Here is a 15941-nt window from a genome sequence, read left to right as displayed (position 1 = left end):
CGAAGTTCTAATATATAAAGAGGATTAAAATAAAAACTATGTTGACTGATGAAATAAAAATGTATATCGATAAAAGTGTTTTGTGCTGGCTGGCAACTTCATCAGAAGACAATATTCCTAATGTATCACCAAAAGAAGTATTTACATATTTTGGTGAATCTGAAATTATAGTAGCTAATATAGCTTCACCGCAAACGATCAGAAATATAAAACAAAACTCTAATGTATGTATCAGTTTTATAGATGTATTTATCCAAAAAGGATATCAATTAAAAGGGAAAGCAAAGATACTGACAAAAGAGAATGCAAATTTTGAATCCATGAAAGCGTCTTTATCAATACTAACTACAGACAAATACCCTTTTTCTAGTATAACCAATATTTATATAGAAAAAGTAAAACCTATTCTTGCGCCAAAATATATCATATATCCTGAGACGACAGAACAACAGCAAATAGAAGAAGCAATAAAACAATATAAACCATAAAAAGAACACACATATGTTAGAAATGAGACCCACTTGTGAAAATTGTAATAAAGCGTTACCTAATACTAGTGATGAAGCTATGATTTGTACTTTTGAGTGTACTTATTGTACGAATTGTGTAGATACAATTCTATATAATGTGTGTCCTAATTGTGGTGGTGGTTTTGAAAAAAGACCTACCCGACCAACAAATTGCTTTACTGGTGCTTGCATAGAAAAATATCCTACAAGTACCAAAATAGTACATAAACCTATAAATAAAAGCAAGTTTGAAAAAGTTTTAGAGGTTTTCATAAATATAAACCCTCGTAAACGATAGTACTTATTTTTTAGGAAAATACGTGCCAAAAACCTTATCCCAAATTACTGTATAAAAACCAAAGTTATATTTAGAATATTCATGGTGGTTTTTATGAAAAACATTGTTTCCAAATACTATTGTAGCTCTATTAGAAGAAGTGTTTAGGTGTGATAATACGCCTATTAACCAATTAAATACAAGAAAAACAATAAAACTATATAAATTAAGTGGTAACAAATAGGGGATGATTGTCAATACAAAACCAAATAGAATAGCCTCAGCAGGATGCATTACATATAAACTGATCTCATTAAAATTATAATGTTCATGATGTGCTTCATGAAATAGTTTGAATGGCCAGATATAATGAGATGCATAATGAAATAAATACATCAAAATATCTACAACAAAAAAAAGTACTATAAAATCTCTTAAAAAATTGGTGTCAGTAAAAGTAATTTTAGAATTAATAAATAATAAATAACCTGGAATTGCAATAATTACATTGATGAATACTACCAGAATAGATGCAATAATATCGTTCTTTTCCAGTGGTAATTTTTTATGTTTATAAACAGAAGACCATACATAACTGGTTATGATTGTGAGTAAAAACATTATTATGTTAGCAACAAATAATATTCCCCAAAAAGACCAAGGATTTTGTATATAATCGAGATATTTTGTAATAGACATTCTTAAAGTTGGGTTCTATTTCCTATTTTATAATTAGGAATTATAAAAATCATTGTAATATACGAATTTGCTTTTTTTAATGATATATCAGTATCTAATACCATATATTTTCACTGAAAAAGGGGGGATTTCATAGTATTAATAGCGCATATATTTGTAATAAACTTATTCTACCAAAAATGACAAAAATAATAATTTGGAATAGTTTGATTATAACCACTCTTAGTGTATTGTATTAAAGAGTATTACTGATGCCTAGAAACCCAAAAGTTGAAATAAAAGAAAGCCATACAATAGGATGGTGGTCTAAACAAAATACCCTAACTGTTGAAACTTTTGAAGTTAAAATAATTGAAAGTAAACTTAATTTATTCAATAGTCAATCTCTTATAAGTTATCATATAAAGGGAAAATTATGTTATGAGAACAATAGGAAGCCATTTATAAAAAATATTCATGTATCCGAAAGGTTTCTAGACCATACCAATGATTCAATTCATAACAAACAAGCAATCATAGAAATAACACCGATAGTAGGTGTTAAAAAAGATAAAGATTATGAAGGAGAACAACTGGAATTTGATGTTACAAATGAAAAAATCATTAATTCGTTTCAATGGGGAGAGAATCCAGTAAAATTTAAATGCTTGAATATTATAAATAATATTATAGTATCACAGCGAAAGTGAGAAGTAATATAATTATAGTTTTTACACCCTGTTAAAATAAAGTTACGAATACACATACTAATAATTTAAACTATTGAAAAAACTTATAATGAGAAACATACAATGTTTTTTAATCTTATTTTTATGCTCATTAATTAACGTAAGGGGACAACGATATAGTGAAGAATACATTTTTAATGTTGATCAAGCGTATCACATGTTTGGTGATAATGTCAAACTAAGAGAAGCCCCAAATACTAATTCTGAAACTATCATTTTATTACCTATAGGAAGTGAAGTGAAAATATTAGAAAAAACAAAAGTAACATATACTTATAAAGGAATTGTATCGCTCTGGTATAAGGTAGCTTATAAAAACACTATTGGATATGTTGTAGGAGGGTTAATAGCTATGGATAAACTTGTTGGGAGTACTAATAAAGAAGACTCTTTTCTATTTATTTTATCCAAAAAAGATGAAATTACTTCTGTAAATGTCAGAGCTATAAATAAAAATAAACTCATAAATGAATTGTCTATACGATTAGTTGGTAATGGAGGATTTAGTATTAAAAACGAAGGTAATAAAGGAGTGAAAAATATTCGTGATATTCTTATTGTTGACAATGAGAGCGAATCTTGTGGGGTTGATGGAGGGAAGTCATATCTTTTTTGGAATGGAATAAAATTAAGCAATATTGCCAATACATCAGAAATTAGTGATGGAGATTTATATCATTACGAATCAAAATATATATTTCCTGATGATGATAGAGGAATACCTAATGTAATTGTTTATCAAGAAGAACAAGGAGAAATGAAAGATGAAGAAACAGAATGGTATGTAACTATAAAACAACAATGTAATCTTACATGGGATGGAGAAAAGTTGTTACCAGAGAACTATAAAAGCAGAAAATAAATTTTGTTAAAAACTTGTTTTTACTTTCCCGAAAAAATGTGATTTCTTTGCCATCGGGAAAAAAAGAAAAGATTGGAACAACAGGAAAAGGAACACGTAAAAGTATATACACGATATAACTTTTTTAATAAAACGTATTGTGTATTTAGAGGAGCTTCGTTACGAGAAATATCAAGAAGAAAACCTAATTACAGGAGTGACTCAGGTAGTACTTATTATTATACTAAGCATGGTGTATACAGATTATCAAACCATTGGGGTAGAGCTGCAAATTGCCAATGGCGTTTGGTATCTGATTTACCAGTAGAGATAGATGATTTAAGATTAGGATTTGCGGATTGGTCAGATTTTAGAGAAAACCTTGATCCAGATGTCGATGCTTACTATATTTCTGTAGATTTTGAATACAAAAAAGTAAGCTACATGCATAAAGACAACCCTGATTATGATCAAGTAGCTGTGTTGCGCTCTGCTGATGCCACAAGAAAACTTATCAAGCAGATAAAAAATCTTCTAGAAACTCATAAATGGGCAAAATATTATGATTATGATGACTTAGAAGAGTTTCGTGAAGAAGTAATTACAAGGCTTATTAATAGTAATATTACGCTAAATGAATTAAGAAGAGAATTGGTGTAATATTATATGTTTTTTCCTTTCATCATTTTATTCCAATATAGATAAGGGAGTCCTATTTTTTTGAATACCCAGAGTCTCCAATGTTCTTTACTACTATCAAAGATGAACATTCGTTTGAGTTTGGGGTCTGGTACGAATTGGCTTTTATAATCAAATTCTGCAAGAACCATTTTTCCGTATCCAGTAACCAAAGGACAGGAGGAGTAGCCATTGTATGATTTAACACCTAATTTATTTTGTCGTAGTAATAGTAAAATATTGTCTACAATAACGGGAACTTGTTTTCTAATTGCCGCCCCAGTTTTGGCGGTGGGCAATCCAGCTACATCTCCTACACCAAATATATTTATAAATTTATTATGTTGTAATGAGTAGTGATCCACATCTAGCCATCCTTCTTTATTTGCCAAAATAGAATCTTTTATAAATTTAGGAGCTGTTTGAGGTGGTGCAATATGTAATAAATCAAAAGGAATTGCTATCGTTTCAGGATTATTATTTGTAGTTGATGTAGCATCTTTGTTTATAATACATTTGTTCTCATCTGGGCTATTATTTTTAAAATATATAATTTTATTTTCTGAATCAATTTTATATAAGGTATAAAAAGGCTTAAAATCAATACCATAACGTTTGATTACTTTCATTAAAGTTTTTTTAATTGGTTCTACACCAAAGATGACGCTTCCAGGAGTTGCAAAAGTAATATTTACAGTGTTTTGTAGTTTCTTTCGTTTAAAATAATCGGCAGTTAAATATGCGATTTTCTGCGGAGCGCCACCACACTTTATTGGTGTAGCGGGTTGTGTAAAAACTGCATTTTTTCCTTTAAAATTCCTTATACTAGACCAAACATATTCTGGATCAATATAGATACTACATGCAACACCTTTATCTATGGCTTCAGGTAAACCTTCTATAAGCTCAGGAGCCATAATCAATCCAGGAGCTATAACAAGATAATTATAAGTTATTACACCATTTGACTCAGTTGTCACACTATTATTTTCAGGATTAATTACAATGGCATAATCCTTTACCCAAGTTGTTTTTTCAGGAATTAAATCAGCCATAAAACGCCATGTATTTTTAAATTTATAAGCACCTCCAGCTACCAAGGTCCATGCTGGTTGATAATAATGTTTTTCTGAGGGTTCTATAATTCCTATATTCAAGTTTTTATCCCTTTTTAATAGTTGAGTAGCAGTCATTATACCTGCTGTTCCTCCTCCAACAATTAAGATTTGATGATGTGTGGTCATTTTCTTTACTATTTTTATTCCTAATAAAATTAGAAGATAAAAGAATGGATATATGTAACATAAGTTACATAAAGAAGAAATAATATAAAAATGGATTTATTTAGTAAAAACCTGCATTTCTGGAAGATAGTTTTATCAGTCGACAAACAGAATAAAAGTAAACCACTTACTTTAAAATAATTTACTATCTTTTCGTTCAATTATAGAATCAACTTAATATAATCAACCTTTAAACCTATCTATGGAAATTTTTTCTTCATACAATGTCATTATAGGAGTTTCACTTATCATCATACTGTCTTTTGTTTTTAATGGAGTAGCAAAAAAAACAAACGTTCCCGCAGTATTATTATTAATCATTCTAGGAATTGTAATCCAATATATCCTTAAATCTTTTGGAGGTGATATTATTGATTTTTTCCCCATGCTTGAGATATTAGGTATTGTTGGGCTGATTATGATTGTACTCGAAGCTGCTCTAGAGCTAGAGCTCAAAAGTGATAAGCTCATGCCCATTCTTAAATCTATGGCTATTGCTTTAATCGGATTAGTCGCTTCTACATTTATAGCCGCAGTGATTCTAAAAGCATTGGTGGAAGGAATGACGATGGAGTCTGCATGGTTGTATGCCACCCCTTTATCTATATTATCTAGTGCTATTATAATCCCTAGTGTTTCTTCATTATCACTTGCCAAAAAAGAATTCCATATTTATGAGAGTACATTTTCTGATATTTTAGGGATTATGTTATTCTATTTCTTGACAGGTAGATTAAATCCAGCAGAAGATGCTGGGGTAGGGGGATTTTTCTTAAATCTGATTATTACCATAGTAATTTCTCTAATAGCGAGTTATGCAATTATATTGATATTTCAAAAAATTAAAAGTCAAGTAAAGTTATTTTTATTGATTGCCGTGTTATTGTTGTTATATGCACTAGGAAAAAAGATGCATCTATCGTCATTGATAATAATTTTGATTTTTGGATTGGTTATAGCAAATATGAAATTATTTTTTCAAGGTAAACTTCGAGGATATCTAGATCTAGAAAAAGCAAAATCAATTTATCATGAATTACATGTAATTACCGCAGAGACTGCATTTGTAGTACGTACCTTATTTTTTGTGATTTTTGGAATTACAATTGTGCTTTCTTCATTATTAAGTCTTAAGGTTACTTTGATTAGTCTTTTGATATTAATCTCTATTTATGTCATACGCTATGGGTTGTTACGTGTTTTTATGGGAAAAGATATTTCTCCCCAATTATTTATAGCTCCAAGAGGATTAATTACGGTACTTTTATTTTATGCAATTCCAGCAGAAGCAATGATAGAAGGTTTTGAACCAGGAATTTTATTATTTGTTATTATTGGAACCAGTTTAATAATGACTGGGGGAATGATAAGAGATAAAAAGAAAAGGCCAGTAGAAGAATTGGTAACCGATGAACCAATAGAAAGTATAGAAGAAACAGAATATTTTATTAATAATACAACCGATTTGAGTGATTTAAGTGATACTACTTCCTCTGATCAACATGAAACAGAGTAATGAAACGGTTACATCGATTAACAGCGATATTAGTAAAATTACAATCCAAAAAAATTGTTCAGGCATCAGAACTTGCTGATAAGTTTGATGTAAGTATGCGAACGATCTATAGAGATATGCAAGCACTTACAGAAGCGGGGGTTCCTATTGGTGCAGAAGCAGGTACAGGATATTATCTGGTAGATGGGTATTCACTACCACCAATTATGTTTACAGAAAAAGAAGCTAATGCCTTGCTTACTGCCTCAAAGATTATAAAAACAAATAATGATCAATCATTAATTAATGAGTATCAGGAGGCAATTGATAAAGTAATTGCTGTACTCAAAACGACGCAAAAAGAAAAGCTAAAGATTCTTGAACAACGTGTTTTTACATATAATAAAATTCAAACGCAACCCAGTACTTCTTTATCAGTAATTCAACAAGCAATTACAGATAATAGAGTATTAGAAATGGAGTATACCAAAGCTTCTGGAGAATATAGTAAAAGAAAGGTAGAGCCATTAGGTGTGTATTTTACAAATAATACCTGGATAATGATTACTTATTGTCGGTTGAGAAAAGAATATCGAGAGTTTAGAACAGATCGTATACATAACCTTATTGAAACTCATGAAATATTTTCTTCTAAGCATTTTAGTCTAGAAGAATACTATAAAAAACAAGCAGAAGCATATAATTTTTCTTCAACTTTTCCTTAAAATAAATACTACTGACATAGGGTTGTCATTTACTGGATTTACTTTTGGTTAAAATAAATACTCAATTTTAATTAATCATGGTCAACCTATTATTTAATACTACACAAAAACCCAATTCTTTTTCTTCTATACATACCCAAGCCAAAGTAGTAGAGGTCGTATTGTTTGAAATAAATCCTGGGTATTCTAAAAAAGAAGCAGAAAAGGCATTGTCATCTTTTAATGATGTTATAAAGTTATATTATGGATTTGTAGAACGAATTACAGCTAGTAACGAAGATGGAAGATATATTGATATTATTTATTGGAGCGATATAGACTCTGCCAAATCTTCTGCTATAGACATAAAAAATAATAAGGAAGCAACAGCAATTTTTAGTATTATAAAACCTGAATCTATCCAGATGTATCATTTTGATACGTTTAATAGATTCGAAGAATAATTTTGAATACTATTATTTTAATTCTGAAATAACACCAATAAACTCGATTTCTATATGTGAAATTTCAAGGCTAAAAAAAGAATAAATAATAAACTACTAAATTTGAGTACATACTAAATATTGATTATAACTAGATAATATGATTCCACAACACATAAGTAATAGAAAAGGGGCGAGAAGTTTTAAAGATATTGATGACGAGGTCATGGAGTATTTAAATAATGGATTGATAGAGACAGCAAATCTTACAGAATGGTTATCTGTAAATCAATTAGCACTTCTTAAAAAGGTATTAGATGAGATCAAAAAACCAGCATGGTATGATAGTTTTTATGAAGCAATAGCTGTGCAAAAAAAACCTTCTGCAAATTCTAATACCAAAGTCATAGGAGCTACATTTTTTCAATTAACTCACGATAAAGATATACTTACATATCTATACAATCATGTATCTGATGTTCCTAGGTGTTGGGCAGCACAATGGATCGGTTTAAAAGAAACTGAAATTGATAAAAAATTAGAAGCAATACGCCCTTATGCTGCTGACTCTCATTTTGGAGTTAGAGAAGTAGCGATTTTTGCAAGTAAAGATGCGATTATCAAAAATTTAGACAAAACAATTGAGATATTATCAAAATGGGTTCTTGATAAAGATGAAAATATAAGACGATATGCTATAGAAGCCATTCGACCTATTGGAGTGTGGACAAAAAAGATTGATGCTCTTAAAGAGCATCCAGAAAAAGCAATCTCATTATTAGCTCCTCTCAAATCTGATACTTCAAAATATGTAAGAGATTCTGTTGGTAACTGGTTAAATGATGCTAGTAAAACAAGACCTGATTGGGTACAAAAAATATGTAATGAATGGGAAAAAGACTCTCCTTCAAAAGAAACAGCATATATTCTTAAAAAAGCCTTACGTACAATCAATAAATAGATGTTTTTTTGTGGGGTTAAAGTATTTGTAATAAGGGTTTAAACTGTTGTTTGTAAGTGTTTTGCGTAATACATGAAAGGGTAAAATGTTTTACTGTAAAGTATATATAAATTCATCAATATTAATAATGAAATTTTTTAGTTATTTTTTTATTAAATAATCATTAATACTGCTTCTTTTTATAGGTAATACAACTGGTTTCTAGTAGGTTTTTTATAGCTTTAAAATAATTAAAAAACTAAAGAAACCAGCTGATTTTATTTTATGAATATTCTTCACACAAGTTTTGAGTGCTATCCTATTGCAAAGGTTGGTGGGTTAGCTGATGTAGTAGGCGCTTTACCAAAATATCAAAACAATGTAGGTGTTACAGCAAGTATTATAACACCGTATTATGACAATCAATTTAATAGTACGTCACGACGTAAATCAATATATAAAAATACGATTCACCTTGGTGATACTTCATATCGATATTCTATAGAAAAAATATTGTCTCCACAATTAGGATTCGAGGCTTACCGTGTATATATCAAAGGGCTTTTAGATAGACCTAATGTATATAATTATGATGATGATGCAGAAAGATGTATTGCTTTCCAGCTAGCAGTTCTTGATTGGATAACCAATACAGACAATATCCCAGACATTATTCATTGCCATGATCATCATACAGGTTTAATCCCTTTTTTGGTTTCTCATTGTGACCAGTTTGCAAAGCTACAAAAAACACCTACTGTTCTTACGATTCACAATGCTCAATATCAAGGACAACTATCCTATGATAAGTTGCATTATTTACCTCCTTTTGATCATAATAAAATAGGTCTGTTAGATTGGAGTAATTGTATAAATCCACTAGCGTCTGGGATAAAGTGTGCATGGAGAGTTACTGCAGTTTCACCTACTTATATGCAAGAATTACAACAAAAAGCAAATGGGTTAGAACAACTTTTACGCCACGAGAAGAAAAAATGCATTGGAATTCTTAATGGCATTGATACGCATACATGGAATACCGAAACCGATCCAATGATTATTAAAAATTATAAAGAAACCACGGTTGTATCAGGAAAAAAAGAAAATAAAAAATGGATTTGTAATCACTTTGGTTTAGACATAAATAAACCTCTTTTTGGTTTTATAGGACGACTAGTAGAAGAAAAAGGAGCCGATCTATTACCAGAAATTATAAGAGAAACCTTAACAAATTTTGATTGTAGTATAGTTGTTTTAGGCTCAGGTAACTTAGAAGTAGAAGAAGAGTTGCAATCCTTGATAAACGAGTTTACAGGGAAATACAATACACATATTGGATATGATGAGAGGTTATCCCACATTATTTATGCAGGAGTTGATTTTTTGCTGATGCCATCTAGAGTAGAACCATGTGGTTTAAATCAGCTATATGCCTTACGATACGGAACAGTACCAATTACTAGAAAAACAGGAGGGCTCAAAGATACAGTTATTGATATCGGAGAAAATGGCTTTGGTATATGCCATGAGAATACCTCTGTTTGGGATGTTTGTTACTCTATACAACGGGCTATAAACTTGTATGAAGATCAACAAAAATACAGAGGAATACAACATCAAATTATGAAAATAGATCATTCTTGGAGCCAGTCAGCTCATCAATATATTACTATATATGAATCACTAACCAACCAATAGACAATAAATGATCAACAAAAAAGTTCTAGCCATTATTCTAGGAGGAGGCCAAGGTACTAGATTATCACCTCTTACAGACCAGCGATCTAAACCCGCTGTCTCTATTGCCGGAAAATATCGATTAGTAGATATACCAATTTCTAATTGTATTCATTGCGATATAAAACGAATGTTTGTGCTCACACAATTTAATTCGGCATCGCTAAACAGGCATATAAAAAACACCTACATTTTTAGTAATTTTAGTGGTGCATTTGTTGATATTCTGGCAGCAGAACAAACTCCAGATAATAAAACATGGTATCAAGGTACTGCAGATGCAGTACGACAATCAATGTATCAGTTATTAAATCATGAATTTGAATATGCATTGATTTTATCAGGAGATCAATTATATCAAATGGATTTAAACGAAATGCTGGATGCTCATATACAAAAAAAAGCAGATATTTCTATTGCTACCATACCTGTTAAGGCAAAAGAAGCAACACAGTTTGGAATTCTAAAAACAGATGACCATAGTTTTATCTCATCTTTTATAGAAAAACCAAAAGCAGAAGAACTATCAGGGTGGGAATCTGAGGTACATGAGGATATGAAAAAAGAGAACCGAAACTACCTGGCATCCATGGGGATTTATATTTTCAACAGACAATTATTAATTGATATTTTGTCTAACCCTGATACAGTAGATTTTGGAAAAGAAATAATTCCAGAATCTATCAATAAGCACAAAGTATTAGCCTATCAATACACAGGATATTGGACAGATATAGGGACTGTATCTTCATTTTTTGAAGCTAATATTAGTTTAACCGATGATATTCCTCAATTTGATCTATTTAATAAAGAAAATACGGTGTTAACACGTCCTAGAATACTGCCACCATCAAAAATATCAGGGACACAATTGGATAAATCAATGATTGCAGAAGGATGTATCATTAATGCTAAAGAAATTGAACATTCTGTGATAGGAATACGATCTAGAATAGGAAATGACACTACTATCAAGAATACCTATATGATAGGAAGTAATTCATATCAAAGCTTAACAGAATTAGAAAATGATCGTATGAAAGGGATTCCAGCTATTGGAGTAGGAAACAGATGTACAATTACAAATACAATTATAGATAAAGATGCAAGAATAGGTGATGATGTCATCATTAACGGAGGGGCACATCTTGTAGATACAGAACAAGAATCATATGTAGTAAGAGAAGGAGTTGTTGTCATCAAAAATGGAACTATAATCCCTAATGGGTTTAAACTATAATAAAAAGCAATATATGAGCAAGGTAGTTTCTTATAGTTTTTTTTCTGAATTTGATATCAACCTCTTTAAGGCAGGGAAGCACTATCGCTTATACGAAAAATTAGGATCACATATCACTAGTGTAAATGGAGTAGAAGGAACCTATTTTTCGGTTTGGGCACCCTCTGCCAAGTCTGTTGCTGTAATTGGAGATTTTAATCATTGGAATGAAACAGAACATCAATTGTTTGTGCGATGGGATAAATCAGGTATTTGGGAAGGGTTTATTCCAAAAATAGGAAAAGGAACCTTGTACAAATATAAAATTCACTCTAATCACAATCAGATTATTACTGAAAAAGCAGATCCATACGCCCGACGATTTGAGCACCCTCCCAAAACTGCCTCTGTGGTCTGGGAAGATCATTATCAATGGAATGATATTGAGTGGATCAATACACGTAAAAAAAATAATGCACTCAATGCTCCATGGTCTGTATATGAAGTACATTTAGGGTCTTGGAGAAAAAAAATAGAAGAAAATAGATCTCTGTCCTATATAGAATTAGCAGACGAATTAGTAGCGTATGTAAAAGAAATGGGATTTACTCATGTAGAATTAATGCCAGTAATGGAGCATCCTTATGATCCCTCATGGGGATATCAGATTACTGGATATTTTGCACCAACATCACGTTTTGGGTACCCCGAAGAGTTTAAAGTATTGGTAGATAAATTTCATCAAAACAGAATAGGAGTTTTATTAGATTGGGTACCTTCTCATTTTCCAGAAGATAGCCATGGATTAGGTTTATTTGATGGTACATGCTTATATGAACACCCTGATAGAAAAAAAGGATATCACCCAGACTGGAAAAGTCTGATTTTTAATTATGGTAGAAATGAAGTAAAGAGTTTTTTGATAAGCAATGCTATTTTCTGGTTAGATCAATACCACGTAGATGGATTACGTGTAGATGCCGTTGCATCCATGTTATATTTAGATTATTCTAGAGAAGAAGGAGAATGGGATGCCAATATATACGGCGAAAGAGAAAACCTTGAAGCCATAGCTTTCATTAGAGAGCTCAATGAGGAGGTATATCGTTGTTTTCCTGATGTACAAACAATAGCAGAAGAATCTACCTCTTTTTCTATGGTTTCTAGCCCAACAGATATAGGAGGATTAGGTTTTGGTATGAAATGGATGATGGGGTGGATGAATGATACACTTCAGTATTTTGCAAAAGAATCAATTTACAGAAAACACCACCAAAATGAAATTACCTTTAGCCTCACCTATGCATTTACAGAAAACTTTATGCTTCCTTTATCGCATGATGAAGTAGTGCATGGCAAAAGTAGTATACTTAATAAAATGCCTGGTGATGAATGGCAACAATTTGCCAATTTAAGGTTGCTATATACCTATATGTTTACCCACCCTGGAAGTAATCTCTTATTTATGGGAGGAGAATTTGGGCAACGAGAAGAATGGAATTTTCGGCAAAGCTTGGATTGGTATGTATTACAATATGAATATCATTATGGAGTTAAAAAAATTGTTACCGATTTAAACACGTTATACAAAGAAACTCCTGCATTGTATGAAAGACAATTTGAAGATGCTGGTTTTGAATGGATTTCTTATGATGACCATGAGAACTCTGTAATAGCTTATATAAGAGAGGGGAACCAAATAAATGATCGTCTAGTGATAGTGTGTAATTTTACTCCTGTTCCTAGAAATAGTTATCGAATAGGACTACCAGATACAGGAAAGTTAATAGAATTATTTAATAGTGATGCTGTTATATATGGTGGTAGTGGAGTATCTAATTCAAAAGCGATAAGTATAGAATCAGTAGCATCTCATTTTAGAGAATATTCAGTAGAAATTGTAATACCTCCACTAGCAGCACTTATTTTTAGAATAGAGAATTAAAAAAACATAACCTAATTAGAAAAAGAGAAACATATGATCATTAATACAGAATTAGAACAAAAAGGAAATATGTTTCCCGGTAAGATTATTTCCTTTTCACAGCATGTTGATACACTAAATTTTACTACAGAAAACGGAGTTATTTTACAACTTACAATTTTACGGGGTAGTGTAATCCGGTTTAGGTATGCTACAGATAATAATTTTGAAAAAGATTTCTCGTATGCTATCAGCAAATATGGTGTAAGAGGATATAGTATTCTTAAAGTAGAAGAAGGAGATGATGAATATATTATAATCACCGCAAAAATTACCATTCGTATTGCAAAAGCTAATATTCATGTGGCAATCTATGATAATGATGGCAATGTGATTTGCAAAGATGATTGGGGGTTTCATTGGGAACAAAGCTATGAATACGGAGGTAACATAGTAAAAATGAGTAAATCTGCGCCTCAAGGAGAATGTTATTACGGATTAGGTGATAAACCTATGCATCTTAACCTAAAAGGAAAACGATTACAAAACTGGGCTACTGATCAATATGCATATGGTAAAGACCAAGACCCTTTATATAAAAGTGTTCCTTTTTATATAGGGATGTATGAAGAAAGAGCGTATGGGATATTTTTTGATAATACTTTCAAGACATTTTTTGACTTTTGTCATGAGAGGCGTAATGTAACTAGTTTTTGGGCGCAAGGAGGAGAAATGAACTACTATTTCTTCTATGGCCCCAATATGCAGGATGTAGTAACACGGTATACAGATCTCACTGGTAAACCAGAACTACCCCCATTATGGGCATTAGGGTATCATCAATGTAAATGGAGTTATTATCCCGAAAAAAAAGTAAAAGAAGTAACTCAAAAATTCAGAGAACTAAGGATTCCATGTGATGCTATTTATCTGGATATTGACTATATGGATGGTTTTAGGTGTTTTACCTGGAATAAAGAATATTTTCCTGATCCAAAACGTATGGTCGCAGAATTGGCAGAAGATGGTTTTAAAACTATAGTAATTATTGACCCAGGAATCAAGATAGATGATGAGTATTCTGTATATCAAGAAGCTATGCAGAATGATTATTTCTGTAAAAGAGCCGATGGCCCTTATATGAGAGGTAAAGTATGGCCTGGAGAATGCTTTTTTCCAGATTTTACAAATCCGAAAGTAAGAGAATGGTGGGCAGGTTTATTTAAAGAAATTATAGATGAGATTGGTGTAAAAGGGGTGTGGAATGATATGAATGAACCTGCAGTAATGGAGGTTCCAGATAAAACATTTCCCAATGATGTTCGTCATAGCTATGATGGTAATTACTGTAGTCATAGAAAAGCACACAATATTTATGGTACTCAGATGGCTAGAGCAACATACGAAGGCGTAAAACGTTTTGCATACCCTAAGCGACCATTTATCATTACAAGATCAGCATATTCTGGAGCACAACGATATACTTCTTCTTGGACTGGGGATAACATTGCCACTTGGGAACATCTCTGGATAGCCAATATACAAGCACAGCGAATGAGTATGAGTGGTATGTCGTTTACTGGTAGTGATATAGGCGGTTTTGCAGAACATCCAACAGGAGAATTATATGCTAGATGGATTCAATTGGGAGTATTTCATCCATTTTGTAGAACACATTCTTCAGGAGATCATGGTAATCAAGAACCTTGGACATTTGGAGAAGAAGTAGTAGATGTAACAAGAAAATATGTTGAATTACGATATCAATTGTTGCCCTATTTATACACCATGTTTTGGGAGTATGCAGAAGAAGGGATACCTATGTTAAAATCATTAGTACTATATGATCAGAATGATTTACAAACACACTATAGAACAGATGAATTTGTTTTTGGAAACCAAATTTTGGTATGTCCAATACAAGAACCTAATGCAAAAGGAAGAAGAATGTACGTTCCTAGAGGTAATTGGTACAACTATTGGACTCGTGAGTATGTAAAAGGAGGAATGGAACAATGGGTTGATGCAGATTTGGATATTATTCCGTTATTTATAAAAGAAGGGGCAATTATTCCAAAATATCCAGTACAACAATATGTAGGAGAGAAAGAAATAGACGAATTAAAACTGGAAGTATATTATAAACTTGGAGATAAAGAAGTGTCCAAAGTATATGAAGATGCACAGGATGGATATGATTATACAAAAGGTAGATATAGTCTTAGAAGTTTTTCATTTACAGGAAAAGAAAATGAAATTATCATTCAACAACATAAAAATGGAAGCTATATCACCGATTATGATTTTATAAAAATAGAACTAATAGGAATTCCTTTTACTATCCAAGAGATTGAGATTGACAATGTGGTAGTTTCTTTTGACAGTGTACAATTTGATGTGAATAATAATATAGTTATAGTTCCTAAAAACTTTACAGAAGTACATATTACAGCTGGATAATAGT

At 31.4% G+C, this 15941-nt stretch carries 15 protein-coding genes; 13 read left to right on the top strand and 2 right to left on the bottom strand.

Annotated elements, in window-relative coordinates; all coding sequences use genetic code 11:
- The first annotated feature begins 38 nt into the window (after positions 1-38).
- Both DG508_RS16275 and DG508_RS16270 read left to right on the top strand, forming a co-directional pair.
- Complete coding sequence (locus tag DG508_RS16275; RefSeq protein ID WP_108869162.1) at positions 39-488, top strand: pyridoxamine 5'-phosphate oxidase family protein; 450 nt, start codon at positions 39-41, stop codon at positions 486-488.
- Positions 489-501: 13 nt separating this feature from the next.
- Positions 502-807 carry a DUF1272 domain-containing protein gene (locus DG508_RS16270; protein WP_108869161.1) on the top strand — a complete coding sequence of 102 codons (306 nt, stop codon included), beginning with the start codon at positions 502-504 and terminating at the stop codon, positions 805-807.
- A gap of 3 nt (positions 808-810) precedes the next feature.
- Here DG508_RS16270 and DG508_RS16265 read toward each other — a convergent pair whose 3' ends face one another.
- Positions 811-1485, bottom strand: a complete 675-nt coding sequence (locus tag DG508_RS16265) for a sterol desaturase family protein (protein WP_108869160.1) — start codon at positions 1483-1485, stop codon at positions 811-813.
- A gap of 251 nt (positions 1486-1736) precedes the next feature.
- Here DG508_RS16265 and DG508_RS16260 point away from each other — a divergent pair, with 251 nt between their 5' ends.
- From DG508_RS16260 to DG508_RS16250, 3 genes are all read left to right on the top strand, one after another.
- Positions 1737-2174 carry a hypothetical protein gene (locus tag DG508_RS16260; RefSeq protein WP_108869159.1) on the top strand — a complete coding sequence of 146 codons (438 nt, stop codon included), beginning with the start codon at positions 1737-1739 and terminating at the stop codon, positions 2172-2174.
- An 88-nt stretch (positions 2175-2262) separates the two neighbouring features.
- A complete protein-coding gene (locus tag DG508_RS16255; protein WP_108869158.1) occupies positions 2263-3075 on the top strand; it encodes an SH3 domain-containing protein in 813 nt (270 codons plus the stop codon).
- A 72-nt stretch (positions 3076-3147) separates the two neighbouring features.
- Complete coding sequence (locus DG508_RS16250; RefSeq protein WP_234418252.1) at positions 3148-3714, top strand: hypothetical protein; 567 nt, start codon at positions 3148-3150, stop codon at positions 3712-3714.
- Between the two features lie 2 nt (positions 3715-3716).
- On the opposite strand, the gene DG508_RS16245 is transcribed toward DG508_RS16250, so the two are convergent.
- Complete coding sequence (locus tag DG508_RS16245) at positions 3717-4976, bottom strand: NAD(P)/FAD-dependent oxidoreductase (protein ID WP_108869157.1); 1260 nt, start codon at positions 4974-4976, stop codon at positions 3717-3719.
- A 241-nt stretch (positions 4977-5217) separates the two neighbouring features.
- On the opposite strand from DG508_RS16245, the gene DG508_RS16240 reads away from it, so the two are divergent.
- The 8 genes from DG508_RS16240 to DG508_RS16205 all read left to right on the top strand — a co-directional run bounded on the left by DG508_RS16240 (position 5218) and on the right by DG508_RS16205 (position 15937).
- Positions 5218-6531, top strand: coding sequence for a cation:proton antiporter domain-containing protein (locus tag DG508_RS16240; RefSeq protein ID WP_108869156.1), 1314 nt, complete (start codon positions 5218-5220; stop codon positions 6529-6531).
- Positions 6531-7235 (top strand): helix-turn-helix transcriptional regulator, encoded by a 705-nt coding sequence (locus DG508_RS16235; RefSeq protein WP_108869155.1) that lies wholly within the window; start codon positions 6531-6533, stop codon positions 7233-7235. Before DG508_RS16240 ends, DG508_RS16235 begins: the two co-directional genes overlap by 1 nt.
- Positions 7236-7312: 77 nt before the next feature.
- Positions 7313-7678 (top strand): hypothetical protein, encoded by a 366-nt coding sequence (locus DG508_RS16230; protein WP_108869154.1) that lies wholly within the window; start codon positions 7313-7315, stop codon positions 7676-7678.
- Positions 7679-7817: 139 nt separating this feature from the next.
- Positions 7818-8618: a DNA alkylation repair protein gene (locus DG508_RS16225; RefSeq protein WP_108869153.1), complete on the top strand. Its 801-nt coding sequence runs from the start codon at positions 7818-7820 to the stop codon at positions 8616-8618.
- A gap of 264 nt (positions 8619-8882) precedes the next feature.
- Positions 8883-10295 (top strand): glycogen synthase, encoded by a 1413-nt coding sequence (locus DG508_RS16220; RefSeq protein ID WP_108869152.1) that lies wholly within the window; start codon positions 8883-8885, stop codon positions 10293-10295.
- A gap of 7 nt (positions 10296-10302) precedes the next feature.
- Positions 10303-11574 carry a glucose-1-phosphate adenylyltransferase gene (locus DG508_RS16215; protein ID WP_108869151.1) on the top strand — a complete coding sequence of 424 codons (1272 nt, stop codon included), beginning with the start codon at positions 10303-10305 and terminating at the stop codon, positions 11572-11574.
- A 13-nt stretch (positions 11575-11587) separates the two neighbouring features.
- Positions 11588-13498: a 1,4-alpha-glucan branching protein GlgB gene (gene glgB / locus DG508_RS16210; protein WP_108869301.1), complete on the top strand. Its 1911-nt coding sequence runs from the start codon at positions 11588-11590 to the stop codon at positions 13496-13498.
- 33 nt (positions 13499-13531) lie between these two features.
- A complete protein-coding gene (locus DG508_RS16205; RefSeq protein WP_108869150.1) occupies positions 13532-15937 on the top strand; it encodes a glycoside hydrolase family 31 protein in 2406 nt (801 codons plus the stop codon).
- The last annotated feature ends 4 nt before the right edge of the window (positions 15938-15941 follow it).

This window comes from Aquimarina aquimarini (assembly GCF_900299535.1).
GTDB classification, from domain to species: Bacteria; Bacteroidota; Bacteroidia; order Flavobacteriales; family Flavobacteriaceae; genus Aquimarina; species Aquimarina aquimarini.
The sequence above is the reverse complement of the archived record's forward strand: the minus strand, read 5'-3'. Positions and strand labels throughout refer to the sequence as shown.

What these genes read in the sequence shown, in the direction of transcription:
- DG508_RS16275 (WP_108869162.1), top strand. Translation starts at nt 39, where the DNA reads ATGTTGACTGATGAAATAAAAATGTATATCGATAAAAGTGTTTTGTGC.
- DG508_RS16270 (WP_108869161.1), top strand. Translation starts at nt 502, where the DNA reads ATGTTAGAAATGAGACCCACTTGTGAAAATTGTAATAAAGCGTTACCT.
- DG508_RS16265 (WP_108869160.1), bottom strand. Translation starts at nt 1,485, where the DNA reads ATGTCTATTACAAAATATCTCGATTATATACAAAATCCTTGGTCTTTT.
- DG508_RS16260 (WP_108869159.1), top strand. Translation starts at nt 1,737, where the DNA reads ATGCCTAGAAACCCAAAAGTTGAAATAAAAGAAAGCCATACAATAGGA.
- DG508_RS16255 (WP_108869158.1), top strand. Translation starts at nt 2,263, where the DNA reads ATGAGAAACATACAATGTTTTTTAATCTTATTTTTATGCTCATTAATT.
- DG508_RS16245 (WP_108869157.1), bottom strand. Translation starts at nt 4,976, where the DNA reads ATGACCACACATCATCAAATCTTAATTGTTGGAGGAGGAACAGCAGGT.
- DG508_RS16240 (WP_108869156.1), top strand. Translation starts at nt 5,218, where the DNA reads ATGGAAATTTTTTCTTCATACAATGTCATTATAGGAGTTTCACTTATC.
- DG508_RS16235 (WP_108869155.1), top strand. Translation starts at nt 6,531, where the DNA reads ATGAAACGGTTACATCGATTAACAGCGATATTAGTAAAATTACAATCC.
- DG508_RS16230 (WP_108869154.1), top strand. Translation starts at nt 7,313, where the DNA reads ATGGTCAACCTATTATTTAATACTACACAAAAACCCAATTCTTTTTCT.
- DG508_RS16225 (WP_108869153.1), top strand. Translation starts at nt 7,818, where the DNA reads ATGATTCCACAACACATAAGTAATAGAAAAGGGGCGAGAAGTTTTAAA.
- DG508_RS16220 (WP_108869152.1), top strand. Translation starts at nt 8,883, where the DNA reads ATGAATATTCTTCACACAAGTTTTGAGTGCTATCCTATTGCAAAGGTT.
- DG508_RS16215 (WP_108869151.1), top strand. Translation starts at nt 10,303, where the DNA reads ATGATCAACAAAAAAGTTCTAGCCATTATTCTAGGAGGAGGCCAAGGT.
- glgB (WP_108869301.1), top strand. Translation starts at nt 11,588, where the DNA reads ATGAGCAAGGTAGTTTCTTATAGTTTTTTTTCTGAATTTGATATCAAC.
- DG508_RS16205 (WP_108869150.1), top strand. Translation starts at nt 13,532, where the DNA reads ATGATCATTAATACAGAATTAGAACAAAAAGGAAATATGTTTCCCGGT.